29 protein-coding genes are annotated in these 24,241 nt (G+C 33.7%); 12 read left to right on the forward strand and 17 right to left on the reverse strand.

The window, feature by feature from the left end; genetic code table 11:
• Positions 1–48: 48 nt before the first annotated feature.
• The 4 genes from ACKI2W_RS05460 to ACKI2W_RS05475 are packed head-to-tail and all read right to left on the reverse strand — an operon-like array spanning position 49 to position 2,700.
• On the reverse strand, positions 49–747 hold the full coding sequence (locus ACKI2W_RS05460; RefSeq protein WP_407380021.1) for a Mov34/MPN/PAD-1 family protein: 699 nt from the start codon (positions 745–747) through the stop codon (positions 49–51).
• A gap of 11 nt (positions 748–758) precedes the next feature.
• Complete coding sequence (locus ACKI2W_RS05465; RefSeq protein WP_407380023.1) at positions 759–1,472, reverse strand: tRNA(His) guanylyltransferase Thg1 family protein; 714 nt, start codon at positions 1,470–1,472, stop codon at positions 759–761.
• Positions 1,472–2,236 (reverse strand): aspartate dehydrogenase, encoded by a 765-nt coding sequence (locus ACKI2W_RS05470; RefSeq protein WP_407380025.1) that lies wholly within the window; start codon positions 2,234–2,236, stop codon positions 1,472–1,474. Before ACKI2W_RS05470 ends, ACKI2W_RS05465 begins: the two co-directional genes overlap by 1 nt.
• Before the next feature lie 50 nt (positions 2,237–2,286).
• Positions 2,287–2,700, reverse strand: a complete 414-nt coding sequence (locus ACKI2W_RS05475; protein WP_407380027.1) for a PRC-barrel domain-containing protein — start codon at positions 2,698–2,700, stop codon at positions 2,287–2,289.
• Between the two features lie 245 nt (positions 2,701–2,945).
• Between ACKI2W_RS05475 and ACKI2W_RS05480 the strand changes: the two genes are divergently transcribed.
• The 3 genes from ACKI2W_RS05480 to ACKI2W_RS05490 all read left to right on the forward strand — a co-directional run bounded on the left by ACKI2W_RS05480 (position 2,946) and on the right by ACKI2W_RS05490 (position 4,873).
• Positions 2,946–3,668 carry a tRNA-binding protein gene (locus ACKI2W_RS05480; protein ID WP_407380029.1) on the forward strand — a complete coding sequence of 241 codons (723 nt, stop codon included), beginning with the start codon at positions 2,946–2,948 and terminating at the stop codon, positions 3,666–3,668.
• Positions 3,669–3,811: 143 nt separating this feature from the next.
• The gene (locus tag ACKI2W_RS05485; RefSeq protein ID WP_407380031.1) at positions 3,812–4,312 is read left to right on the forward strand and encodes an acyltransferase family protein; all 501 of its coding nucleotides are present in this window, start codon (positions 3,812–3,814) and stop codon (positions 4,310–4,312) included.
• A 27-nt stretch (positions 4,313–4,339) separates the two neighbouring features.
• Complete coding sequence (locus ACKI2W_RS05490) at positions 4,340–4,873, forward strand: acyltransferase family protein (RefSeq protein WP_407380033.1); 534 nt, start codon at positions 4,340–4,342, stop codon at positions 4,871–4,873.
• A 4-nt stretch (positions 4,874–4,877) separates the two neighbouring features.
• Here ACKI2W_RS05490 and ACKI2W_RS05495 read toward each other — a convergent pair whose 3' ends face one another.
• A complete protein-coding gene (locus ACKI2W_RS05495; RefSeq protein WP_407380035.1) occupies positions 4,878–6,290 on the reverse strand; it encodes a lactaldehyde dehydrogenase in 1,413 nt (470 codons plus the stop codon).
• Positions 6,291–6,339: 49 nt separating this feature from the next.
• On the opposite strand from ACKI2W_RS05495, the gene ACKI2W_RS05500 reads away from it, so the two are divergent.
• Both ACKI2W_RS05500 and ACKI2W_RS05505 read left to right on the forward strand, forming a co-directional pair.
• The gene (locus ACKI2W_RS05500; protein WP_407380037.1) at positions 6,340–6,909 is read left to right on the forward strand and encodes a TMEM175 family protein; all 570 of its coding nucleotides are present in this window, start codon (positions 6,340–6,342) and stop codon (positions 6,907–6,909) included.
• A complete protein-coding gene (locus ACKI2W_RS05505; RefSeq protein WP_407380039.1) occupies positions 6,902–7,468 on the forward strand; it encodes a TMEM175 family protein in 567 nt (188 codons plus the stop codon). Before ACKI2W_RS05500 ends, ACKI2W_RS05505 begins: the two co-directional genes overlap by 8 nt.
• Here the strand turns inward: ACKI2W_RS05505 and ACKI2W_RS05510 are convergent.
• Positions 7,461–7,643, reverse strand: a complete 183-nt coding sequence (locus ACKI2W_RS05510) for a class III signal peptide-containing protein (protein ID WP_407380041.1) — start codon at positions 7,641–7,643, stop codon at positions 7,461–7,463. The two genes, ACKI2W_RS05505 and ACKI2W_RS05510, sit on opposite strands and share 8 nt — an antisense overlap.
• Positions 7,644–7,915: 272 nt before the next feature.
• Between ACKI2W_RS05510 and ACKI2W_RS05515 the strand changes: the two genes are divergently transcribed.
• Complete coding sequence (locus tag ACKI2W_RS05515; protein ID WP_407380043.1) at positions 7,916–10,336, forward strand: right-handed parallel beta-helix repeat-containing protein; 2,421 nt, start codon at positions 7,916–7,918, stop codon at positions 10,334–10,336.
• A gap of 79 nt (positions 10,337–10,415) precedes the next feature.
• Here ACKI2W_RS05515 and ACKI2W_RS05520 read toward each other — a convergent pair whose 3' ends face one another.
• Together ACKI2W_RS05520 and ACKI2W_RS05525 are read right to left on the reverse strand one after the other, a co-directional pair.
• Positions 10,416–11,342, reverse strand: a complete 927-nt coding sequence (locus tag ACKI2W_RS05520) for a type II secretion system F family protein (RefSeq protein ID WP_407380044.1) — start codon at positions 11,340–11,342, stop codon at positions 10,416–10,418.
• Between the two features lie 99 nt (positions 11,343–11,441).
• Entirely contained in the window at positions 11,442–12,191 is a 750-nt protein-coding gene (locus ACKI2W_RS05525; protein ID WP_407380046.1) for a TatD family hydrolase, read from the reverse strand.
• A 93-nt stretch (positions 12,192–12,284) separates the two neighbouring features.
• Here ACKI2W_RS05525 and ACKI2W_RS05530 point away from each other — a divergent pair, with 93 nt between their 5' ends.
• On the forward strand, positions 12,285–12,995 hold the full coding sequence (locus ACKI2W_RS05530) for a ThiF family adenylyltransferase (RefSeq protein ID WP_407380048.1): 711 nt from the start codon (positions 12,285–12,287) through the stop codon (positions 12,993–12,995).
• A 21-nt stretch (positions 12,996–13,016) separates the two neighbouring features.
• Entirely contained in the window at positions 13,017–14,435 is a 1,419-nt protein-coding gene (locus ACKI2W_RS05535) for an alanine/glycine:cation symporter family protein (protein WP_407380050.1), read from the forward strand.
• Positions 14,436–14,637: 202 nt separating this feature from the next.
• On the opposite strand, the gene ACKI2W_RS05540 is transcribed toward ACKI2W_RS05535, so the two are convergent.
• Both ACKI2W_RS05540 and ACKI2W_RS05545 read right to left on the reverse strand, forming a co-directional pair.
• Positions 14,638–15,363: a DUF4013 domain-containing protein gene (locus tag ACKI2W_RS05540; protein WP_407380052.1), complete on the reverse strand. Its 726-nt coding sequence runs from the start codon at positions 15,361–15,363 to the stop codon at positions 14,638–14,640.
• A 9-nt stretch (positions 15,364–15,372) separates the two neighbouring features.
• Complete coding sequence (locus tag ACKI2W_RS05545) at positions 15,373–16,374, reverse strand: M24 family metallopeptidase (RefSeq protein WP_407380054.1); 1,002 nt, start codon at positions 16,372–16,374, stop codon at positions 15,373–15,375.
• A 52-nt stretch (positions 16,375–16,426) separates the two neighbouring features.
• Here ACKI2W_RS05545 and ACKI2W_RS05550 point away from each other — a divergent pair, with 52 nt between their 5' ends.
• From ACKI2W_RS05550 to larE, 4 genes are read left to right on the forward strand one after another with little or no spacing between them, the layout of a single operon-like run.
• Positions 16,427–17,071 carry a site-2 protease family protein gene (locus ACKI2W_RS05550; RefSeq protein WP_407380056.1) on the forward strand — a complete coding sequence of 215 codons (645 nt, stop codon included), beginning with the start codon at positions 16,427–16,429 and terminating at the stop codon, positions 17,069–17,071.
• 1 nt (position 17,072) lies between these two features.
• Positions 17,073–18,278 carry a YcaO-related McrA-glycine thioamidation protein gene (locus ACKI2W_RS05555; protein ID WP_407380058.1) on the forward strand — a complete coding sequence of 402 codons (1,206 nt, stop codon included), beginning with the start codon at positions 17,073–17,075 and terminating at the stop codon, positions 18,276–18,278.
• Between the two features lie 4 nt (positions 18,279–18,282).
• Positions 18,283–18,936, forward strand: coding sequence for a TfuA-related McrA-glycine thioamidation protein (locus ACKI2W_RS05560; RefSeq protein WP_407380060.1), 654 nt, complete (start codon positions 18,283–18,285; stop codon positions 18,934–18,936).
• Positions 18,933–19,943 carry an ATP-dependent sacrificial sulfur transferase LarE gene (gene larE / locus ACKI2W_RS05565; protein WP_407380062.1) on the forward strand — a complete coding sequence of 337 codons (1,011 nt, stop codon included), beginning with the start codon at positions 18,933–18,935 and terminating at the stop codon, positions 19,941–19,943. Before ACKI2W_RS05560 ends, larE begins: the two co-directional genes overlap by 4 nt.
• Position 19,944: 1 nt before the next feature.
• On the opposite strand, the gene ACKI2W_RS05570 is transcribed toward larE, so the two are convergent.
• The 7 genes from ACKI2W_RS05570 to ACKI2W_RS05600 all read right to left on the reverse strand — a co-directional run.
• A complete protein-coding gene (locus tag ACKI2W_RS05570; protein ID WP_407380064.1) occupies positions 19,945–20,409 on the reverse strand; it encodes a hypothetical protein in 465 nt (154 codons plus the stop codon).
• A gap of 10 nt (positions 20,410–20,419) precedes the next feature.
• Entirely contained in the window at positions 20,420–21,259 is an 840-nt protein-coding gene (locus tag ACKI2W_RS05575) for a CBS domain-containing protein (protein ID WP_407380066.1), read from the reverse strand.
• Positions 21,260–21,299: 40 nt separating this feature from the next.
• On the reverse strand, positions 21,300–21,722 hold the full coding sequence (locus ACKI2W_RS05580) for a universal stress protein (protein WP_407380068.1): 423 nt from the start codon (positions 21,720–21,722) through the stop codon (positions 21,300–21,302).
• 41 nt (positions 21,723–21,763) lie between these two features.
• A complete protein-coding gene (locus ACKI2W_RS05585; protein ID WP_407380070.1) occupies positions 21,764–22,906 on the reverse strand; it encodes an amidohydrolase family protein in 1,143 nt (380 codons plus the stop codon).
• Between the two features lie 105 nt (positions 22,907–23,011).
• Positions 23,012–23,587 carry a hypothetical protein gene (locus ACKI2W_RS05590; RefSeq protein ID WP_407380072.1) on the reverse strand — a complete coding sequence of 192 codons (576 nt, stop codon included), beginning with the start codon at positions 23,585–23,587 and terminating at the stop codon, positions 23,012–23,014.
• Between the two features lie 10 nt (positions 23,588–23,597).
• Positions 23,598–23,801, reverse strand: a complete 204-nt coding sequence (locus ACKI2W_RS05595; protein WP_407380074.1) for a hypothetical protein — start codon at positions 23,799–23,801, stop codon at positions 23,598–23,600.
• Positions 23,802–23,935: 134 nt separating this feature from the next.
• The coding region (locus tag ACKI2W_RS05600) for a hypothetical protein (RefSeq protein ID WP_407380076.1) at positions 23,936–24,241 on the reverse strand (306 nt) is incomplete at its 5' end.

The raw sequence follows: 24,241 nt of genomic DNA on the forward strand, positions 1-24,241 counted from the left end.
TTTTCACCATATTGTTTTTTATTTTTTTATTTTATTAACCTAAAAAGCCTATTTTTTATGAATCTTTTTAATATTTCCATTCTCATCAAATTCTATTTTGATAGAATCGCCATTGGAGATGATTATTGGTTCCAAAGAATTATTTGAAATAATCTTGACATTATTTGGCCTCAGGCTCTTTTCATATTCCTCATAAGCAGTGTTAGGTTCATCATCAAAATTGGCATCCTCATCAAAGAATCCCGGCTTGATAACTTCACCTTCCTTTAAAACATCACTTTCATCAAAGAAATCATCAATGTCCTCATCAAACATATAACTGTAATCACCTACAGTGTATTTGCAGGGATTACCATACTTATCATATGCCATGAAAGTGTCATAGCCATATGGTAAGCACACAATCATATGAAACAGACCATGTTTTGAAAAAGTCTTTAAATCGGCACCTGACGGCTGTGCGCTTGGACCGGGGTGGGAGTGAACAGAACCCCAATATTTTAAAGTTGGAGGAAGCATTTCCGTATGAACAACAGCGCCGGTAGATCCGGTTTCTCCCGGAACAAAAATAAGACTAAGCAAATAAAGTTTTTTATCCTTGATTTCCCCATCAAAAAATGCTAAAAATTCATTGGGATAAGACTGTTTGGAATAATAAATTACAGCATCGAGAACTTCCCTATCAACACAGATTTCCTCAAACTCTATGTCCTCATTATTATTGAAAATTTTTGATAAAAAACTCATGATTTGACCCCTTAAAACAAACTGCTAAAAAATTCTTTTGAAAAAATTGGAAGGTTACAGTCAACATTAATGAAACTGCGATAGGATATCTGTTCCCTTCCCTCTTTTTTATTGAATCCTTTTATTTCCTTATTTTTTCTATAAACGCCAATTCCTCTTTTTTTCCAAGTTTCAACATCATTTAAATTAATTCCATTTTCAAATAATAATTCATGAATATCAGACAAATTTAAACCGTTAATTTTATTGTTAGCCTCTTCGGAAGAGTATTTTGATTTCAAGAAATGGATTCCATAGCCATTCACACAATTTTTCCATGCCTCATCCTGTCTCCATTTGAAATAACTCAAGATTTCATCATCATTAATTGGAATGACCCTGGAATCAAATGCAACAGGTTTAGAAAATTCCTTATTATAATTAATGGAAAAAGAGGAAGACGTAAAACTTGCAATGACAGAATTTATTTTTTCAATGCGGCCGTTAAATGGAACATTATCTAAAAGAATACTTATTTCATCAGAAAAAGTGTAAATAAATAACGGTGAAAACTCTTCAAACAGATCCTTGGAAACATTCACCATCACTTTATAGAAATTATCATCATATGGCTTTACAAGTTCCATTTTGCGAGCAAACGAATGGAAACTTCGACCATCCAGCCTTACAATGATTTTTGAATTAACTGGAACCCTCAAATCTGAGTAAATTTCATATTCTTTCATTATAATCCTACTGATATTGTTTCATCAAAACTTTTAAGCAATTTAATTGCAGAAATTGCGGCAAGCATACTTGTTTTTGGATTTGCGGCACATGGATGATTCATCGTAATTGTTTTAAACTCACCGAAGTCACCCTTTGCAGTAATTTCATGAACATTACGGTCAACATTTGGATCGACAATGATTTTTACATCAATGTCACGATTACATGCTAGACTAATGGTTGCTGCCACATTAATGTTTAATGGAAATTCTTTAACTGCATCTGAAGCTTTTCCTTCAAATAAAACTTCTCCAGTATCGATATCCTTTCCTAATGATTTTGGAGACTTGCGAGTAACTAATGTAATTTCTTTCAATCCGAAATCGGCAACGGCCTTGATACCGTCCAAACCGACAACAGCTCCTGAAGGCAAATGAATATGCGCATCATTTTCACGGGCAATGTTTAACGCTTTGGTAAAGAAATCCTTATCCATAAAAGCACCTATGCTCATAATAATCATGTCTATTCCTTTTTCCAGAATTTTTGGAGCCAGCAGTTTAACTGAATCAGGTGAAGCACATTCCAAAATCAAATCAACATCATCCAACATGTCATCAAAATCAAGAACAGCAACACCACCTGCAAAACTGGCTAAATTTTCTGCTCTTTCAATATCCTTGTCAAAGAAATATTTAATTTCAATATTGTTATCTTCAGGAACTATTCTGCTTGCAATAATGTTAGCGATAGCCCCACAGCCTATAATTCCTACATTCATTAAAATCACTTAAAAAAAATTAATAAATAAAAAAAGTAGAAAGATTGAAATTATAATCTTTCAGATTCAAAATTAGGTTTATTTTCAAATTGTGGTTGAGTTTCAGGTTTTGGAGCTTGTTGTGGAGCAACGGATTCAGGAACTGGAGGTTCCGGGTTAACCTTTTTGATATCTCTTGGGTTGATTAACATAATGTCCCCAATAGCTTGTACTTTATCGAAATCAACAGTCAATAAATCATGCTGGAAAGATCTGGTTCCAATACTTTCTTCAGGAACACCCTGAAAAGCTCCTTTAATATTGTCAAGAAGACCAATTTGTTTTCTTTCAGGTTCAACAGCTCTTACTTGTAATTTTGAAATTGTTCCTAATCTTATGTTTAAAACAACATCTTCTACTTGGCCCACATAATGGCCAGTGTTTGTATATATACTTAAATTACGTAAATTTGAAACTTCTACCATTTTAACACCACAGGTTAACTTATAATAAATCAACTAAATAAATATGTATAACTTTATATTATTGTTTATATAAATAGTTTTTGATATAAAAACTAATTTTAATTAAAAAAATAAGGAAAAATAATAGAAATTAGCCAAAAATATAAGTTATTAATTGAAATATCCCCTCTGAAATATTTTGGAAAAAATTTATTATTGTTTATGTCAAATATTATATTAATTATAATTTGAAAGGAGATTAGACATTGTGGGATACAAGTAAAGATTATAGAATTTTAGTGGCAAACAAAGCAAGAGAAAACTACTTGAATCTTATTCCAACAGCATCATTTAGAGGAAATTGGAACAAAAAACTTGCTGTTGAAACTGGAAAACAGATGAACAGCGATTTTCAGTCATTGATTTACTCATATCTTGAAGGAGATGACCTTGTCAACTCACCTGATGTAGCAAGCCTAACCGAAAAAGCGGAAAAAATCGTTGAATGTTTAGGTGGAGAAGGCTGGAATAAAAAGTTTTTAAGTGCCGCTCCAAAGGAAGACCGTGAAAAAACAGCTGAAAATATCGCTAAAGTAAGATTTTTCATTGATACCATGTTAGGACTCAAAGACCGTCTGGCATTGGGTCCAATAAATGATCCGATAATAGGTGTTGACATTAGGGTTGGAGAAGTAATGAGTGTTACAAAACATCCTAAAGCAGATTCATTAATGATATGTAATGTTAACTTAGGAAAACGTGCAATAACCGTTGTGACGAATGATTTGAATGTAAAAGAAGAGAATCGTGTAGGTGTTTCACTTCTGCCACCTCAAAGCTTTATGGAAACAGTGAGCGAAGGAATGTTTCTGGGAATGGATGGAAGTATCCTTAAAGAAGTTGACGGCGAGCTTGGCCAGATGCCAAAAGGCATCCCAATGGAATCATTGAACGAAACACGTAATTTAGTGGAAGCTTATCTGGATTAAGCAGATATAACTTTCTTATTTTCAATTCAAAATTAACCATACACCCATAATTAATTCAAAAAAAACTATTTATTGTATGAAAATTAAATTATTAGGTGTACCTAAATTTAAAAAAATTTAATTATACTTTATAACGGATTTGAATGAAAAAACATATTTTCTATTTTGATGCTTTGAGAGCGTTGGCAATAATCAGTGTTATTGTACTGCATGCAACGGCAATGCTGAAATTTTCAATGCCAAGCAATATGACACACGTATTCAGATTTGATGTTATTGTAGAAGCGATATGTAATAATTCATTTAGAATTGGAGTTGACTTGTTTTTAGTTTTATCCGGAGCCCTTTCATTAGGCCGTGAATGGAAAATTAAAGATTTTCTCTCCAAAAGACTGGTTAGAATAACCAAACCGTTTATATTCTGGGCAATATTTACAAGCATAATGTTAATCATATTTTCATACTGTTTCACACAGGTGCATTATGTAACCGCATTTGACCCAATTAGCTTAATCAAATACATTTTGGAAACATTTCTTGCCAAATCAAGCGGATCAACACCATACTGGTTCTATTGGATGATTCTTGGAACTTATCTGATAATGCCAATATTCAACAAATGGCTACTTCATTCCGATTTATAAGAAGCAGAATATTTCTTGGTGATTTGGTTGTTTGTATCCTTGGTTGAAGAGACATTAGGCTACACTTCACCAATAAAACTCAGCTATTTCACCTCCCCAATCGGACTGGTTGTTCTGGGATACTATTTAAGATACACTAAACGTGAATTCCTAAACAATAAGAAAGTTGCAATATTTTTAATCCTATTCTCATCAGCAATAATGTTAATCTGCTCATTTGCATTTCCAGAAGACAATTTCTTCAAAACATTTTCAAGATATTCCATATTGAATATAATTGAAGTTATTGGAATCGTATGCCTGTTCAAAACGTCAAAAATACTTGAAAATCCAAATAATATTCTTAAAAGAATTACACAGGCATTGGCACGTACAAGCTATGGACTGTATTTGGTTCACTGCCAGATTATGATAATAATAGTAAGATTTTTACCGTTGGATAAATTAGGATATACTATAGAATTTTTAACATTGATACTTGGAAGCCTTATAATATCCTATATTTTAGTAACTATCGTAAGTAAAATCCCACATTTAGAGGAATATGCTGGATCAAAGTAAAAAACTATCTTAAATTCAAACCAATCAATTTGGTTTTAGTCATCTCTTCAACAGCATATTTAATTCCTTCTTTTCCACAACCACTGCTTTTAAATCCACCGAAAGGCATGTTGTCAGTTCTGAATGTGGACTGTTTATTGACAAATACTGTTCCCGCTTCAATTTCATTGGCACATCGCATTGCATTTCTGTAATTTTCCGTGAATACTCCTGCCTGAAGGCCATATTCTGTGGCGTTGGCAAGTTCAATAGCATCATCCACTGTCTTTACTTTCATCAACGGTGCTACAGGACCGAATGTTTCATTGACAACCAAATCCATTTGCGGAGTTACCTTATCCACAACAGTTGCTTCGTAAAATGCCCCATCACGTTTTCCGCCGATTAATATTTCTGCACCATCATTAACTGCATTGTTTACTGTTTCTTCAACCTGCATTGCTGCCTTTTCGCTAATTAACGTTCCAAGCTGTGTTGTCTTACCCATAGGATTCCCCATCTTAATTTTGGATGTTGCATCAACTAATTTAATCTTGAATTCATCATAAATGCCTTCCTGTACAATTATTCTTTTAACACCCATACACACCTGACCGGCATTGAGATATGCTCCGTTGATAACGCCCTTAACTGCAGCATCGACATTGGCATCATCCAGAACAATCAAAGGGTCATTTCCGCCGAGCTCCAATGTTACCTTTTTCATTCCCGCTCTTTGAGATATTACCAAACCCGTAGGCACGCTTCCGGTAAATGATATCTTATCAATTTCATTAGATGCAACCAAGGCATCACCGACTTCGGAACCGTATCCTGTGATTGTATTGATTACACCGGCAGGAAACTCTTCATCAACAAGTTCTGCAAATTTCATTACGGTTAACGGTGCATCAGTTGGAGGTTTAATTATTACTGTATTTTTACATGCTATTGCAGGCGCAATCTTGTGAATTGTTAAGTTTAAAGGATAATTGAATGGAGTTATGGCCGCAACAACACCTAAAGGCAATCTTTGAGTGAATGCAAAAAATCCTTTTCCGTTCAATCCAGCATCCAGAGGAACTGATTCGCCATAGATTCTTTTAGCCTCTTCAGCAGCAAGCTTTAAAGTTTCAATTGATCTGTCAAGTTCAACATAAGATTCATTGATCGGCTTTCCCACTTCCATTGTCAATAGCTCAGCAAAATCTTCCTTATTGTCTTTTAATTTTTCACAAACGGCATATAATTTATTTGATATTTTAAAAGCAGACATTTCCTGAAGAGATGCTTTGGCATTATTGGCCGCTTCAATAGCCTTGTCAACATTATTCAAATGAGAAATCGGAACAGTATCTATCACTTCACCATTATATGGATTTATGACTTCACTTTTATCCATGTCGCTTACATGTTCACCATTAATCAGCATATCCATCTTATCACCTTATTTAATTATTTATAGTTTAAAATTAAAATATTATTTTATGGAGACGACACGATTTGAAACATTTATCGATGCGATAATTGCAATTATAATGACTGTGTTGGTTTTAAAAATTGCACAACCTGCCGAACCAACATTATCTGCAATATGGGAATTAAAGACTTTCTATTTGGCTTATTTAATAAGTTTTCTAACATTGTTTAATATATGGTATAACAACCACAACCTTTTCAAGAAAGTGGATAATCTGGACAATACCTCAGTGTGGATTTATGGAGTAATGACTTTTATAATTTCATTAGTGCCATATTTTACGATATGGGTAGCATTGCATCCAGAATCCATTCCTAGCGAAACAATGTTCGGTTTACTGTTTGTTGTAACAAATATTCTTTACATAATATCCATTAAAGCAGTTTATAGGAGCAATCCATATAATAAAGAACTGCAGGAGACCAATTCAAAAGTGTACTACGAAATCTCCCCATTATTTATAATACTGATTGGTTTTATTTTAACATATACCATTTACAGACCAGGAATCTATATTTCATGTTTGATTTCCATAATTCTTTGGATAATTATCGGATGGAGGTCTATAAATGGATAGTGAAAGATTTGAAGCATTGATTGATGCTATTTTAGCCATCATACTTACAATTATTGTTTTGGAAATACCTATGGCCGCAGACGGGACTTGGGAAGCCCTGTTTGAAATACATCTTGAATTTATCATATATGCCTTAAGCTTTTTGGTCATATTCAACTACTGGAATTACAACAATAATGTATTCAGCATGGTGAATAAAGTAAACAACAAGGTTATCTGGTTAAGCGGACTTTCATTATTCATTCTGTCATTATTGCCGTACCTAACAATATTCGTTGCAGAAAACTTTGATTCATTCATTGCCCATGCCGCATACGGCCTTGATTTTGTGGCAACAGCAATAATTTCAATTTTCATATCCAATGCGCTTAAAAATTCAGATAAGGGAAACATTGCTCTTCAGGTTGCATTCGAAAACAACAATTCCCTATACTGCATGCTGGCATTAATGATTGCAGGTTATATCATAGGATATCTTGTTTATCCTCCGGCAATAACATTATGCTGTTTAATATCAATACCCTCCTTATGGATACTAAAAAAATATAAATTTATGTAAAAATTTCGGATATCTCTTGCAGTTTATTGTTTAGTCTTGAAACTTCTTCAGACTGGATTTCATTTTGCAAATCCCTAATATAGTTCTTATACATATAAATTGCAAGCAATACCACCACCATAATACCGCCAAATAATAATATTAATTCTGCAGATGCTTGAGCACTATTATCCATTTAAATCACCATTAAATATTATAAAAAACATCATATATAAGTATTTTGTAATTTAACGGACAATATAACCTTTTTAAAGCAATATTGCCCTCATGAAGTAAAATAGATAAATACATATGAAATCCCCAAATCAAAATAACACAACATATAAATATATTCGTAGATAATTATTAACTACATGAATGTTTTATCAAATAATATTGCCTTTTAAGATTGTTTGTACAATATAGAACATTTTTATTAGAATATTTTTCAGATAGGGGGAAAATTTAATGAAATTAAAAAAACCTGTATTAATATTATTAATGTTTTTAATGATATTCCTCTGCATTGGCTCTGTCAGTGCTTTAGAAAATCAGACAGACGACTCAGGAGAATATGAAATAATCGGTGCTGATGAAAGTCCGGCAATTTCAACTGCCAGCAATGGTACTTACACCGATTTAGCTGCAAGAATAGATGATGCGATTGCAAACAACAATAGTGTATTATACTTACCTTATGATTTTGCATATAATGAAGAAACCGATCATGAATACAACCAGTATACTTACCCTGACCACCAATATTACGGCATACTGATTAACAAAACATTGACAATCAACGGTAATAATCACATAATTAGCGGCAGTAGTGGAGCAAGAATTTTCACAGTTAATGCTACAGACGGCACAGTAACATTCAATAATATCACATTTGCAGATTCTGCAGGCGCTATTAATACTGAAAGTGAGTTAATTATTAATGATTGTACATTCATCAACAATATTGAAAAACATAATGTGGGCAGTTGGGGTGCAATCCTAAGTAATGGCGGTAGAATTACAGTAACCAACAGTGCATTTATAAACAATTCCGCATTTTCAGGAGGTGCAATCAATCTTATGCAAGCCGACATTAATACGATAACCGGATCTGTATTCATCAACAATACTGCTACCGGAGATGGAGATGCAGCTGGTGACGGTGGTGCTATCTATGCTAATGCCGGCCTTAAACTCAATATTGATAATTGTACATTCACAGGCAATAAGGCTCTTGCCGGAGAATTAACTGGCTCAGGCGGTGCTATCGAGACATATTACGATACTAATATAAACAATTCCAAATTCAATAAAAATAGTGCTGGTTCAGGTAGTGTAATATATGCTATAGGAGGTATTGATCCTAGTTCCATAATAATATCCAACTCCAATTTCACGGAAAATGATGATTCAGATGAAGAAGGTGGTGCTATTTTTAATCTTGAAGATAATGTAACTATCCAATCATGTACTTTTGATGGAAATAAAGGCAAATCCATTTATAACGAAATGGAGAGCATATTATACTTATCAAATAATAAAATATCATACGATAAAACGGAAATTTGTAATAATGGCGGTGCAATCATCTCCACAACTAATCTAACCATATTATCAAATAAAACCGTCAAAGTCGAATATGGTCAAACCGTAACATTAAATGCAACTTATATGGACGACAATGGAAACTTAATTTATGATACCAATTTTAATTTCGTAGTTGATGGTGTAGAAAATCCTATTCCTGCTACTTACGATAAAGGCCAATACACAGCCCAATACAGGGCGGATAATATTGAACAAAAAATTGTATCAGCCGATTTAGGATATGATGTGCCTACATACAGCGGTTTACTCGATGTTGTTCCATCAAATGACACAGTAATTGTTTTCGCCCCGAACTTGACCAAATACTATAAAAATTCTAAAAAGTTCACTGCAACAGTTACGGATGGAAAAGGCCAAGCAACACCAAATAAGACTGTAAACATCACCATTAATGGAGTAACATACTCCAGAACTACTGACGAAAACGGTACCGCTAAACTAAACATTAATCTTAATAGTGGCGAGTATCCGACCATTGTTACTGTTGATGATGTGATTGTCAACTCCACAACAATTGTCAAGACAACCATAGATGCGGCAGATGTATATAAAGTATACAAAAATGACAGCCAATATGATCCAATGTTCCTTGATTCAGACGGCAACCCAATAGAAGATACTCTAGTTTCCTTTAATATTAATGGGACTATTTATAGTTATACAACAGTTGATGGCGGTCTTGAATTATACATTGACCAAATGCCCGGTGACTACATTATAACCGCAACCAATCCGGTTACGGGCGAGATGAGATCCAATAAGATAACAGTAATTTCACAAATCGAGTCCAATGAACTGACTAAGTATTACAAGAATGAATCCCAGTTTATCGTTCGCATGCGCAATCTTGAAGGAGAATATATAGGTGCAGGCGAGGCAGTGAAATTTGACATCAACGGCGTATCCTACACTAGAACGACCAATGCAACTGGTCACGCCAAGTTAAATATTAATTTACATCAAGGAAACTACACAATAAGTACAGAATATAATGACTTTATTGTAAGTGATAATGTTGAAGTCCTTCCAATTTTAAGCGCTGATGACTTAGTGATGAATTATATGGACGGATCACAGTTCAAGGCCAAATTGGTCGACGGTCAAGGAAAAGCTTACCCTAACCAATCTGTTACATTCAACATTAACGGAGTGTTATACAACAGAACAACCGATAGTGAAGGTGTGGCTAAATTAAACATCAGGTTGCAGTCAGGCCAGTACATCATAACATCAAGTTTTAATGGCTGTGAAATTGCAAGTAAAATTACAATAAGGAGTTAAGTAAACTCCTTTACTTATTTTTTTAGTGAATATTACTGTAAAATAACAATCACCACAAAGCAGTAAAAGAAAAGAGACTTCAAAATCCTCCTGCAAACATTGACAGCCCGAAATTTGATACCAAATAGAATATTCCGTAGGATACGACAACAATCGGAATTGAAAACTTAATACCTTTCTTAAAGCTCCCATACATGATAACGCTTATAATTAAACCAATTAAAATAGAATGGATTATTAGATAGAATTGACCTGCAACAGGTGCAACCCGAACCAAATCAGTAACCTGGCCGAAACTTTCCATAAATCCGGCATAAACGCTTACCATACCCAATGCAAAAGGCGTTGCTATTACTGCAGATATTATTAAAAACATTACTGCCATCATTACGGAGGACTTTCTCTCCTGTTTAATTGCAAGCAAATCCCTCAAGTCATCGGAAACATTCCTTATAACATCCGCCATGCTTGATCCGCTTTTACGACCATCCAAAATTATCCCAAATATTCTTTCCAGCTCCCTTGACTTCAGTCGCTTGCTCATGGCAATCCATGCCTCATCAAAATTACGGCCCATCCTTATTTCCAAAATTGTTCTCCTCATCTCATCATAAAGAGGCCCTTTTCCATATTTGGACATGTCTTCCATAGCATTTTCGAAACTCAAACCAACCTGAAGCATACTTGAAAGCTGTCTTAAAAAATCTGGGGCTGACTGTTCAATTTCGGCCACATTCCGTTCATGTTTCACAGAAACATATGTATAAATTACTGGAAAAATCAAAAATGGAGCAAATAATATTGACGATGGTAAATTAAATGCCAATAATATAGTTACTAGAATAATTTCAGTAACGACCATAAAAATTATTATTCCGGCTAAAAATTCAGATGTTTCGGTAAAAATAGATCCGCTAAGTAAAAATTCCCTTAAAGATTCCAAATATTTTTCAGAAATTTTATTTTCCAATATTTCTGATATTATAATAATACTTTTAAATTTCATAAAGATATTATTATCCTTATCCTATATAAAACCCTAGTTATGAGCTAAATTAAAATTACTGAGTTTTTAGAATATTTACATGAGCAGGTAATTCCATTATCATATTTTGAAGAGATTTTTCGCATTTTCTGTAGTTGTTTCAATGATTTTATCTTCATCCATACCTAATTCTTCTGCAATCTTTCCAATTATATATTTTATGTTTAATGAGGTATTTTTTTCACCTCTTTTATCCTCAGGAGGCAAATATGGAGAATCAGTTTCTACAAGGATATGATTAATATCAATTTGTTTAAGCATTTTTCTTATTTTTTTATTGTTGCTGTGAGTAATCGGCCCGGCAATGCCAATATAGAAACCTAATTTAATAAATTCCTGTGCCATTTCAGCAGAACCCTGATAACAGTGCATGGAGCCAACAACATCATGATTTTTTAATATATCAAAAGTGTCCTGCATCGATTTTCTGGAATGCACGATTACAGGTAAATCATGTTTTTGTGCGAGATCCAGCATATTTTCAAATAATTCAATTTGTTTTTCCTTATTTTCTTTTGTATGATAATAATCTAACCCAATTTCTCCCACTGCAATTACTTTATCGCAGCTAAGTTGACTATCCAATAAAAGGATATCCTCATCAGTTATCTCATCTGCAAAAGAATGAAAATATCCCAAAGCAGTATAGACATTTTCATATTTGCCTGATAATTCCAATATTTCTTTATTGCTTATGGGATCAGTACCATTCAATATTATATGAATATCCCTTTTTGCAGCTTCTTTTATTATTTCCTCAGCATTTTCCATTTCACTGTTATAAACATGGCAATGTGTATCTATTATCATGAAAAATCCTCATTTGAAAGATTAAGTTTTTATTCTTAAGGCATCAATTATTATATAATGGATTGAATTAAATTAAATTTTTTGGTGAAAGGGATGGATGAGAAGTTTTCAAGAACAGAAATGTTAATTGGAAATGATGGAATGGAAAAACTGAATAATGCTAAAGTTGCCGTTTTTGGCCTTGGAGGCGTTGGCTCTTTTGTCTGTGAAGGACTTGCCCGAAGCGGAGTGGGTAATTTTATTTTAGTGGATTTTGATAAAATAGATGAAAGCAACATTAACAGGCAACTGATTGCAACAGTAAACACTGTAGGCAAATATAAAGTGGATTTAATGAAAGAAAGAATTTTAGAGATTAATCCGAATGCAAACGTTGAAATTTATAAAGAATTTTACCTTGCAGATTCAAAAACTGATATTATTACACCAGAACTGTCATACGCTGTTGACTGTGTGGATACGATAATGGCCAAGATTGCAATAGTGTGCAAATGCGACAGCATTGATGTTCCGGTAATTTCTTCAATGGGAACTGGAAACAAATTAGACCCAACAATGTTTGAAGTGGCAGATATTTATGAAACTTCAGTATGTCCCCTTGCCAGAATAATGAAAAAAGACCTCAGAAAGAGAAATATAAAAAAGTTAAAGGTAGTTTATTCCAAGGAACATCCAATAAACACGAATGATTGTGAAATAAATAAAAATGCAAAATATAAAGTGAAAGGCAGCGTTTCATTTGTGCCTTCCGTTGCGGGACTGATTATTGCAGGTGAAGTGATAAAAGACATCATCAGTGATTGAATTAAAACAGAAGATGAAAACATGTGGGAAATAATTATTAATGCATTGAATCAGATTGACAATTTCATGTACTTTCCTGTTCTGATTGTAGTTATGGCTACAGCAGGATTATATTTTACCTTCCGCACAAGAGGAGTCCAAATCAGATTGTTTATCGAATCAATTAGACTATTATTAGAACCTTCAGGTGATGAAAATTCCGTGTCATCCCTGCAGGCAATGTTAGTATCAACTGCTTCAAGGGTTGGAACAGGAAATATCATAGGCGTATCAACAGCAATATGTCTTGGTGGACCCGGAGCATGTTTCTGGATGTGGATTATGTGTATTATTGGAGCATCATCCGCATTCGTTGAAAGTACTCTCGCCCAAGTTTTCAAAAGAAAAGATGATGACGGAAATTTCTATGGAGGTCCTGCATATTATATAGAGGAAGGGCTGCACAGACATAAGCTCGCTATTCTATTTTGCATATTCCTAATCGCCACTTACGCTGTAGGATTTAACTTATTGTGCTCCTACAATCTTCAGTCAACATTTATGGAATATTCATTTTATGATGCATCAACCACACCGATAATCATAGGTGCATTAATAGCTATTCTAACCGGATATTGTCTTCTTGGAGGCGGCAAAAGAATCGTCAAGGTTACAAGTACAGTTGTTCCATTAATGGGTGTTTCATATGTTATTATTGCATTAATTGTTATTCTGTTTAATTATTCCAACATACCATCAATGTTTATTCTAATTTTCCAGGACGCTTTTGATTTCAAATCCATTGCAGGAGGGATTCTTGGTTCCTGTTTAGTTTATGGTATTAAAAGAGGATTATTCTCTAATGAAGCAGGTGTTGGATCTGCACCAAACGCTTCCGCTTCTGCAAGAGTTTCACATCCTGCAAAACAGGGATTGGTCCAGACATTATCCGTTTATATAGACACTCTTCTTTTATGTACCGCTACGGCATTGATGTGCTTGTCTACGGGAGTGACAAGAGATGCTGCAGTTTCAGGTGCACCATACGTTCAAAATGCAATTTCAACCGTCTTTGGTACTGCAGGACCAATATTCATCACTGTTGCAATGGTTCTGTTTGCATTCACCACACTTCTTGGAAATCTGTATTATGTTGACAATGCCCTGACTTTCATGAACAACAATAATAAACCTTCTAAAAGATTCATGAACATATTCTATATTTTCGCCACTTTGATTATATTTGTCGGCGCGATTATTCCAATGGATGCTGCCTGGGCTATGGCGGATATCACAATGGGGGGAATGACCCTTATTAACCTGCCAACATGTATGATTCTCAGTAAAATCGCCATTGACTGTTTAAAAGATTATGAAAAACAGAAGAAATCCGGGAAAAATCCTGTTTTTAAAGCAAATCTCATTGGACTTAACGAAGAAGAATTGGATTACTGGAAATGAATACCATTTCCTTATTTTCCATATTTTACCGAGAAAAAATTAGTGAAAAATGAAAATAAATAAAATTATGCAATTACTAGAATAATTTCAGTAACTGTTAAAAACATCATTATTTTCTAAAAAACCAATAAATTCAAGTCCAAAAAAATAATTATTGAATTGAAATGTTAATTTTCAAAAAAGTAAACCCTCCAGTATTTACTTAATCATTATCTTCAATCCAATTTGAAACATTATGAAGTAACTTTTTTGAACGAAGCCCGATTAATCTTTTACAGAACAACAATATGAACGGCGCCAGAATAACCATCAGCAATGCATGAATCATTTCAATTGACGTTAAATTTGGAGAAAAATCAATATAACATGTAAATATAATCAATTGTGATGTTATTGCCGCCAAAAAGAGCAATATAAAATTTTCCAAATCAAACAATTTAAATAAAGAGAAAATTTTCTTGAAATTGAAAGCCTGGAAAAAAGAACCCTTATGCTGATACCTGTTGAGAAGGGCAGTTATTAAAATAGCATATAGAACAATGAATAATGCAAAAAACACTGATGCCAACAATAGATTATCGGACAAATGGATTTTACCTAAATGAAACAAATATGAAAGGAAAATTCCATAGATTGCCACAATAGCAGTCTTTTTAAATCCTTCCCAAGTTAATTTTCTAAAATGTCCAATTTTTGGAGGCTTATCATTTTCCTGAATTGTTTTCAAAGTGACATAAGAACCATAACCTGTAATGTAAAATGACAACAGATTAAAAATTATTCTCACAGCAAAATCAAAATCATCCAGATTTACTTTCTTATTCAATAAGGAAATTATACAAAGCACGATACCAACAAATAGGACCGTTTTCAAATCTGAAAAAGCAAATCTTATTGCATCTTTAATATCTGAGATAATAACATTCATCATATCAGCTTAAAGCGGCAAATTGCCGATAATTCTTCCTTTATTTCCTATTGCTATCGTATCTTCTATGCGAATACCAAATTCCCCTTCAAGATATATTCCTGGCTCGACGGTGATGACCATTCCCTTTTCAATAAGTGTTTTATCCCGAACGGAAAATCCGGGAGTTTCATGAATATCAAGACCAAGGCTATGACCTGTAGAGTGAATAAATTTATCCCCATAGCCATATTCCGTGATAATGTCTCTTGAAACTTTATCGATTTCACAGCATTTTAAACCAGGCTTTATTGCCTTGATTGCCTTGTCATGAGCCTGGCGAACAATATCGAATATTTCATGCTGCTTTTCAGTGTAGACTATAGTTCTTGTATTGTCTGAGCAGTACCCATTGAATTTAGCTCCCCAATCGACCAATATTGGTGTTTCCAGAGATTTGGGCCGTGGAGTTGCATGGGGCAAACTAGTATCGGATCCGCTCACCAGAATGGTGTCAAATGACTCGCCGGAAGCACCATTTTCAATCATCAGTCTGACCAAATCAAATGCTAAAACATCTTCATTTTCATCTCTTGAAGCAACATCCAACTCCTTAAAAGCAATTTGTGCAATTTCAGTTGCTTTTTCAATGTTTTCAATCTCTGAAGGCGTTTTTATCATTCTTTGTTTTTCAATATAGTTTTTTGAAGAAATTTCAAAATCGTCTTTAAATTTTTCATAAGTACTATAAACCAAACTTGGTTCAATAGCCAGACTTTTTATACCCTCTTTTTTCAGTTCATCAACCATAGTTTCAAATTTTTCATATTCCCGAACTTCAATTGAGGAATCCCTTTTTGCAATTTCCATATCCATTTGTGAAGCATAAATTATCGGATTTTCCTTAATGATGCAAAATGCAAAACTGGTGGGTTTATAATTTGAAATATATTGAATATTTGTAAATTGAGTAAGCAGATAAGCTTGAATGTTATCTTTTTCCATATCCCTTAAAATATTTTTTATATGCATACTTAAATATTTAGAAAAAACTTTTATATATAGAATTAGATATTTTAAAACTATGTTTAAAGTTACAACAAGTGAAATTCGAGATTTAATTATTGCATTTATTTTTATTTCTCTAAGCTTTTCAATCCTGTATTCAGGTCGAAATATAGCTGCATTGCAGCAGATATTCCCAATAGTTATGATTGGATTAGGTTTAGGATTTATATTACATGAATTAGGACATAAGTTTACTTCAATGCATTATGGTTACTGGGCCGAATTCAAGTTATGGCCTGCAGGACTAATATTTGCATTAGTATCATCATTTTTCGGCTTTGTTTTCGCAGCACCGGGTGCGGTATATACTTATGCGGGAAACTATTTGGATGATAAGACCAATGGGATAATATCCCTTGCGGGACCTGTCGTTAACATTGTGCTTGCTTTAATTTTCCTCTTTATCGCAGCTGCAGTTTATCCACTTGCATTTTATGATGCTACAATGCAATTCGTATTCATTGTATGTTCCTTAGGCTTTTCAACAAACAGTTATTTGGCTGTCTTTAATTTAATTCCCGTTTGGAATTTGGATGGATCCAAAGTTTTAAGATGGAATATTGGAATTTGGCTTGTTACAATTGCCATTGCAGGAATTATGACCTTTATGTCAATGACAATAGGTGTTGAAAACATTATCAGAATTTTAATAGGATTTTAAAATGACATCAAAAGAAATTAAATATTTTAAAGGAACACACAGGATTATTCCCCCTAGCGAAACCATTGCAAACAATGAGGACAAATGCAAAATTGCAGGCATTACCCGTATTACTGAAATTACCCATTTGGATAGAATAGGACTTCCTGTTTTTTCAGCCATCAGACCAACATCCCAGGAAGGTTCAATCAGCATTTATGGAGGTAAGGGAATAAGCGTTGAGCATGCTAAGGCTTCAGCAATGATGGAAGGTTTTGAGAGATATTCCGCTGAAAGACAGGATGATGAGACAATTTTTGGAACGCTCACGGACATTTCAAAAAAAGGAAATGCTATTGATCCAAAATCATTGAATTTACCTAATGAATTTGAAAGAAAAGATATGGATGATGTAAATCTTGAATGGAGTCTCTGCCATGATTTAATTAATGATGAAGATTTTTATGTTCCTTCAAATGCGATTTTCCACCCCTATAATTTGGAAGATAATTCGGCTTCAAGCTTATTTAAATCCAATACTAACGGCCTTGCTTCAGGAAACAGCAAAGAAGAAGCAATACTGCACGGAATGTTTGAGGTTATTGAAAGGGACGCATGGAGCATATTTGAATTAACCCATAAAAATTCCAGACAGATTAATCTGGACACCATTGAAAGTGATGTAGTAAACGATGCCCTTTCAAAGTTTAGCGAAAATGACATTAACATCAAATTAATGGATCTGACCGCAGACATCAATATTCCGACAATAGCTGCATCATCAGACGATACATTGCTGAAAGATGCCGGCTTATTGACATTAGGAATCGGAACTCACCTAGATCCCGAAGTTGCGATTTTAAGGGCATTGACAGAAGTGGCTCAAAGCAGAGCAACCCAAATTCATGGAGCTCGTGAAGATACTGTAAGGGCCGATTTTGCAAGAACTGCAGGCTATGAACGTATGAAAAGAATAAATAAACATTATTTCCACCAGGAAGAAAATCAAATCGCCTTAAGCGACATTGAAAACAGAAGTACTGATTCAATCACTAAGGATATTGATATCGTGTTGGATGAATTGAAAGCAAATGAAATAGAGCATGTTTTATATTATGATTTGACACGTCCAGAACTCGAAATTAACGTTGTGAGGGTCATTATTCCGACAATGGAAATGTATTCAATCGACCAAAGCCGTGCAGGATATAGATTTTTAAGAGTATGATTTTATGGTAAAAATTATAATTTATTGCGGATTATCCGTTCCTTATGACGAAGCAAAAGAAATCCTGGATTCTCATGATGATGTGGAAGTAATTTACAAAAGGCCAATTAAAAGAGGAGATTTGGGTGTGGATATGAAAGAGAATCCTGACATTATCGGCATTATAGATGGAGTATTCCACCAAAACTCATCCGTTGGACATAAAGAGCTTTTAAAAGTCATTGATAGTGGAGTTACTGTTGTTGGCGCATCAAGCATGGGAGCGCTGAGAGCATCAGAACTTGACACACTGGGAATGATTGGTATAGGATATGTTTATGAACAGTATGCCACAGGAAAAGTTGCATCAGACGACGATGTGGCAGTGATGCTTGACAGCGAAACATTAGAAAGCCTGTCCGAACCGTTAATCAATATGGATTATGTTTTTACTAATGCGGTTAAAGAAAATATCATTTCACAAAGCCAGAAAGATGAATTGATTCAAATTGCCAAATCCACTTTCTATCCGAAAAGAAATTATGCGCAGACATTAGCCAAATCAGATCTGGATGATGATACTAAAACCAGACTTATTGATTTTATCCGCACATCCCCTGACATTAAAAAAGAAGACGGCAAAGAATTGCTGAGATATATTGCAGACATGGTAAAATGAAAATTGAAGACAAAATTGAAATTGTTAAAGAAATTTTAAAAGATAAAAAAGTAGCTATCGGATTTTCCGGAGGAGCCGACAGTACACTAATCACATATCTTGCATCAAAAGTAAGCAGCGATGTTTTGGCAATAACCATCGACAATCATCTCTTTCCAGACAATTTTTTAAATCACACCAAAAATATGGCCTGCGAATTTGGGGTGAAACATCATATTATCGATTTGGATTTCTATGAGGATGAAGAATTTTTGAAAAACCTCTCTGGCAGATGCCATTCATGCAGAAAGATGATGTATTCAAAGATTAAAAAGTATGCTGAAGATAATGGCTTTGACTATATCTGTGATGGGAATAACATTAGCGATCTTGTTGTAGACAGACCGGGAATATTAATCACCTATGCAATGGATTTCAAAACCCCATTAATTGAAGCCAAATTAACTTCAAAAGAAATTCATGAATATCTAAGTAAAAACAATATCAAATATTCAAAATCAACGACATGCCTTGCAACGAGAATACCTACCGGTACTGAAATCACTTATGAGAAAATCAGCAAAATTAAAAAAAGTGAAAACATCCTTTCTGAAATAAGTGGCTGTGAACTTGTCAAGGTTAGGGACTTTAATGAAGTTGGTATATGTGAGGTTGAAAGTTTTTCAACAATTACAAACATCAATTCATTAAATGAAATTAATGATAAATTAAAATCATTAGGATATAAAAAAGTTTGTTTAAATTTATCAATACTTGATGATAATGAAGAGATCGTTATCGACTATGAAAATAACGGATTCAAATACCAGCTGCCGTTTACAGTAAACATTGAAAATACAAAAAAAGTGCTGGGAAAAAAAATTCCGAATGAAAATTCGGATAAAATAAAATTAGAAAAAATAAGTATAAATCAAAATGGCCTAATTGAAGGACATGATTATGAAAATTATGATGAAGCGCTATTTGACTTCATGGAAACATTGCCCCAAATAAGAAGAAATATCTGAGCTACTTATTTTTCATTTCCATATATTTCTTTAAAACGATATCAGGGGTTTCAATGGATTTGGTAATTGTTTCATTAAAAGGACTTTTTTCATCATCCCCGTCTGGAGAATTTTTAAGACCGTTTAATGACAATGTTTTACCGTCGATTTTGAATCCGATATCGTCTGCTTCAACTTCAATTAAGTTGATTTCGATTTGAGAAGCCTTTTCTAAAGCATCATCCGCTTTAACTTCATATTTTAAATTTAAAGTTTTGTGAGGAGTTAGTTCATTAATAGTTCTTTTAATAACAGATTCAAAAAGTTCCAAGAACTTTACAACAGGAGGCAAATCATTCGCCCACCAGTATGCAAGAACAGAGTTCAAGACAATATGATGTTCGACAAACTCATCTCTCCATCTAGCCCTAACACCTACAGAACTGTCATCAACAATTTTAATAACAAGAACCGGACTAACCGCCATCATATCACAGCTATTCAACTAAAGCTTTGATTAAGTCACTAGCTCTTACAAGACCGACCAAATCCCCTTCAACACCGATAACAGGAATTTGTTCAATGTGCAATGTTTTCATCTTTTTAGCACAATCGGAAACTTTGGTTTTTGAGTTTGCAACTTCAACATTGCCAACGGCAACATCGCTTACAACCTTATCGGTGAATTTCAAATGATTCTTTTCAATGTATAATACGGAAGTACTATCCCATGACCATTTGTCTCCTTCTGTACCGACAGTGGAGCTGTGTTCACTTCTTTCGGAAATAATTTCACTTTCAGCGATGAAATCAGTTTCGGTTAAAATTCCAGTTAATTGGGCATCGTCATTCAATGCCAAAATTGATTTGAGTCCAAATTGCTTCATTGATTCAAAAGCAACATTCAATGGGGTTTTTTCCCATGTTGTAGGAACAGTGGTAATCATATAATTTTCAACTGCATCTTCAATTTCAAGTTTAGTTAAAGCCTGAGATACCAAATCAAATGAAGTAATTATTCCAACTAATTCACCATCTTCATTAACAACAGGAACTCTTCTTACATCATTTTCAATCATTCTTTTAGCCACATCAGTTACATCTTCATCAGGGCTTGCTGTAATAAGATTCCTACTCATTAACATAGCAATTTGTTCTTCATCAGGATTATTGATTAAATCAGAACGGGTTACAACACCCACCAATTTATTATCATCTTCTTTAACTACAGGAAGAACTGCCTTATTTTCTTTTCTCATTAAGTCTAAAACTTTTTCTCTGCTTCCAGGAACGGAAACACTAACTACTTTTTTAGACATTACTCTTTTAACTAACATTAAAAACACCTTATGTTATAAATACGCAAATAATATTAAATTAATGTACAATTAATACCGGGCATTTAGCAGTGTGTACAACTTTTTCACTGACGCTGCCCAAAATAAATCTATCAAAACCAGATTTACCTGAACTACCTATAACGATTAAATCAACTTCCTCTTCAGAAGCCACTTCCAATATGGACTTTGCTGGAGAGCCTTCTTTAATAACTGGGGATATTACAACATCCTCTTCATTCATATCTTCAAATTGTTTGAGATCTTTTTCACAGCGATCTTTTAATAATTCATTTAATTGTTCTATTTCATCGTTTGAGGAAATTCCATTAATAAAATGATTTTCTGATACACTTAATGCAATAATTTCAGCACCAGTAGCTTTTGCTAAGTAAATAGCATGCAATTGTGCTTTTTTTGCAAATTCAGACCCGTCTGTTGGGACTAAAATCTTTTTGTACATATTTACATCTCCAATAATATATGATTCTTAAGTTCGATATATTATTGGTTTATATTTCTATTGATAGTACATAATATATTTTTTGTTTCTGAACGATTTATTATGGATAAATGAGGATTCTTAGAAAAACTTTCAATGACATTGAACTCTGCAATTTGACCAATTTCAATATAAGATTTATCAAAATTAAAATGACATGCATTTGTAGTTGACATTTTTAAAAGTTCACAAGGATTTAAGTAGTTCTTATACGTGATAGACATTAACTTAAGCGTGAATTCCAATTCCCTGAACATGTTTGGTGAATTGAGCATTACATTGTCAGTTCCCAAAATCGGTTTAAAACCCATTTTTAACATTTCATTTAAAGGAGCGATGCCTACATTCAGTGTCGCATTGGCTCTCGGACAGACAACAACATTGGCATTGGAACTTTTAATCAAATCCAAATCATTGTTTTTAGGATTGGTGCAGTGAACTAGCTGGTTAAAACTAGAATGGACTCCCCTTTCAATTTCAGTTCTGTCGAATTTGGCTAAAGAATCAATTTGTGTAGATTCAGACTCAGCAACATGAATTGATGAAATTTTCCCTGCCTTTTTACACTCTTCAACAATCAGATTAGCAACTTCATCTGTAATCTCGCCGAAACCGCTTGGAGCAATACCATCAGCTATTTTCAATAGTTTACGGACAGCCTTTCTAACTTCAGATAAATCAGGATCATCGCCATAGAAACTGTCGTCACGGCCAAGAATTATAGGAGTTATCGGAATGTCTTTTGAAGCCTGCCTTAAAAGTTTTACTCCATTGATGCCCCCTTCACGATAGTCTATGAAATGAGTAGTGCCCGATTTGACCATGTCCCACATGGTATCTTTCATTGCTTCTATGATGTCCTCATCTTCAGCAGAAGCCAAAGCACGATGCTTAACTCCATTGGGAGGCTTTACCATTTCACCCAAAGACAGCCCATATCCTTCATCTTTAATTATTGAATCACCGATATGTGTATGGCCGTTTAAAAAGGAGGGGCATATTATTGCACTGTCAGCATCAATAATCCTGCCTTCATGAGCATCTTGGGAAATATCCGTGATAATTCCATCATCAACGACAATATTTGCCTTAATCGGATTGAGATTCAGACCCCTTAAAATAATTCCATTAGTTACAGTAAACATTAAAAAAAAGTTTTTAATTGAAAATATTTAAATCTTGTGGGAATTAAAAAAAAAGAAAAAAATAGTTTAAATTTATAATTTAAACTAAATCTACGGAGTTATGCTTTAACAAGGAGTTAAATCCACCAAAGGCATACCATTATCCGGATCATCATCCACTTGAATACTACTAAGGTCAACTTCTCTATGAATCGGATTACCCTGTGCGGATAAACCTGATCCGTCATCATAAACAGGACAACCATGTCCCGCCCAATCATCATATGCATCATCATATGATATAGCATAATCTTTGTAATTTGGTGCTAAATTACCTTTAAAATGGTGACATAAAGCAGCATCAGGTAATGCATTTGTAACATCACCTATTGCAACATAACCTCCACATTCAATACATTTTATATAATAATCTGCAATTCCATCCTCTTTGTGATAAAATGCATAAGTTCCTATATATACTATATCATCCTCAACTTTAGGATAAATATTCTGTATATTCTTTTGACTATCAGATAATTCAATTTGTCCAGAATCATCTGAATTAATTCCAACATCATTATTTACTTCAATACTTGAGGAATCATCATTGGAAACAGTTGCATTTTCAGATAAAAATGCATATGCCCCTGATGTTACACAAATAAGAGCAACAATTAATGCTACAAACATGATTTTTTTCATTTTTTACCTCCTAATTTACAATAATATTATTCGGAATCGATAGCCCGTTATGAGAAGATGTTACTATATAATTTCCAGGCAATAAATTTATATCCAAACTAGCAATACCATTAGAATTCGTTGTACGATAGTAAAATGCTCCATTAATATTAAAAGTTATAATTTGATTTGCATAAGGATTACCTTGACCATCAACCAAATAAACTTTAAACATTGATCCATCACCATAATTCATAATTAAATCAGATGCAGACAATGTTGATAAAACAGTTATATTATTACTACGTAACTCATTATTACATGGATTATTTGCTGTTATAATATAAACCCCCGGATCTAAATTAATATTTAATTTTGCAACACCACTTGAATTAGTGTGCGTGTATAAAATACACCATTAATATTAAATGTTACTTGTGTATTTGTAAGCAAATTACCTGATGTATCATAAAATGTAGCGCAGTATTGTGTCCCATTTTTATAATATTTCACTATATCATTTCCTATTATTGTAGGCAATATAGTAATATATCTATGGTATGTGACTGAAAAATCATTTATTGTAGTATATGCATCATAAGTACCACTATTAAGATTTATAGCTAGACTTGCCACACCTAAAGAATTAGTTGTTCTCAAATAATTTTGCCCATT

It is taken from the genome of Methanobrevibacter sp. (genome assembly GCF_045603845.1).
In the GTDB taxonomy this organism is placed as follows: domain Archaea; phylum Methanobacteriota; class Methanobacteria; order Methanobacteriales; family Methanobacteriaceae; genus Methanocatella.

Coding starts and splice junctions, on each gene's coding strand:
- ACKI2W_RS05475 (WP_407380027.1), bottom strand. CDS start 2,700: ATGGTAGAAGTTTCAAATTTACGTAATTTAAGTATATATACAAACACT.
- ACKI2W_RS05550 (WP_407380056.1), top strand. CDS start 16,427: ATGTTTAAAGTTACAACAAGTGAAATTCGAGATTTAATTATTGCATTT.
- larE (WP_407380062.1), top strand. CDS start 18,933: ATGAAAATTGAAGACAAAATTGAAATTGTTAAAGAAATTTTAAAAGAT.
- ACKI2W_RS05575 (WP_407380066.1), bottom strand. CDS start 21,259: ATGTTAGTTAAAAGAGTAATGTCTAAAAAAGTAGTTAGTGTTTCCGTT.
- ACKI2W_RS05580 (WP_407380068.1), bottom strand. CDS start 21,722: ATGTACAAAAAGATTTTAGTCCCAACAGACGGGTCTGAATTTGCAAAA.
- ACKI2W_RS05470 (WP_407380025.1), bottom strand. CDS start 2,236: ATGAATGTAGGAATTATAGGCTGTGGGGCTATCGCTAACATTATTGCA.
- ACKI2W_RS05510 (WP_407380041.1), bottom strand. CDS start 7,643: ATGGATAATAGTGCTCAAGCATCTGCAGAATTAATATTATTATTTGGC.
- ACKI2W_RS05535 (WP_407380050.1), top strand. CDS start 13,017: ATGTGGGAAATAATTATTAATGCATTGAATCAGATTGACAATTTCATG.
- ACKI2W_RS05530 (WP_407380048.1), top strand. CDS start 12,285: ATGGATGAGAAGTTTTCAAGAACAGAAATGTTAATTGGAAATGATGGA.
- ACKI2W_RS05515 (WP_407380043.1), top strand. CDS start 7,916: ATGAAATTAAAAAAACCTGTATTAATATTATTAATGTTTTTAATGATA.
- ACKI2W_RS05590 (WP_407380072.1), bottom strand. CDS start 23,587: ATGAAAAAAATCATGTTTGTAGCATTAATTGTTGCTCTTATTTGTGTA.
- ACKI2W_RS05495 (WP_407380035.1), bottom strand. CDS start 6,290: ATGGATATGCTGATTAATGGTGAACATGTAAGCGACATGGATAAAAGT.
- ACKI2W_RS05570 (WP_407380064.1), bottom strand. CDS start 20,409: ATGGCGGTTAGTCCGGTTCTTGTTATTAAAATTGTTGATGACAGTTCT.
- ACKI2W_RS05500 (WP_407380037.1), top strand. CDS start 6,340: ATGGAGACGACACGATTTGAAACATTTATCGATGCGATAATTGCAATT.
- ACKI2W_RS05595 (WP_407380074.1), bottom strand. CDS start 23,801: ATGTTTAAAGTTTATTTGGTTGATGGTCAAGGTAATCCTTATGCAAAT.
- ACKI2W_RS05505 (WP_407380039.1), top strand. CDS start 6,902: ATGGATAGTGAAAGATTTGAAGCATTGATTGATGCTATTTTAGCCATC.
- ACKI2W_RS05585 (WP_407380070.1), bottom strand. CDS start 22,906: ATGTTTACTGTAACTAATGGAATTATTTTAAGGGGTCTGAATCTCAAT.
- ACKI2W_RS05525 (WP_407380046.1), bottom strand. CDS start 12,191: ATGATAATAGATACACATTGCCATGTTTATAACAGTGAAATGGAAAAT.
- ACKI2W_RS05540 (WP_407380052.1), bottom strand. CDS start 15,363: ATGAATGTTATTATCTCAGATATTAAAGATGCAATAAGATTTGCTTTT.
- ACKI2W_RS05560 (WP_407380060.1), top strand. CDS start 18,283: ATGGTAAAAATTATAATTTATTGCGGATTATCCGTTCCTTATGACGAA.
- ACKI2W_RS05460 (WP_407380021.1), bottom strand. CDS start 747: ATGAGTTTTTTATCAAAAATTTTCAATAATAATGAGGACATAGAGTTT.
- ACKI2W_RS05520 (WP_407380044.1), bottom strand. CDS start 11,342: ATGAAATTTAAAAGTATTATTATAATATCAGAAATATTGGAAAATAAA.
- ACKI2W_RS05545 (WP_407380054.1), bottom strand. CDS start 16,374: ATGCATATAAAAAATATTTTAAGGGATATGGAAAAAGATAACATTCAA.
- ACKI2W_RS05465 (WP_407380023.1), bottom strand. CDS start 1,472: ATGAAAGAATATGAAATTTACTCAGATTTGAGGGTTCCAGTTAATTCA.
- ACKI2W_RS05485 (WP_407380031.1), top strand. CDS start 3,812: ATGAAAAAACATATTTTCTATTTTGATGCTTTGAGAGCGTTGGCAATA.
- ACKI2W_RS05555 (WP_407380058.1), top strand. CDS start 17,073: ATGACATCAAAAGAAATTAAATATTTTAAAGGAACACACAGGATTATT.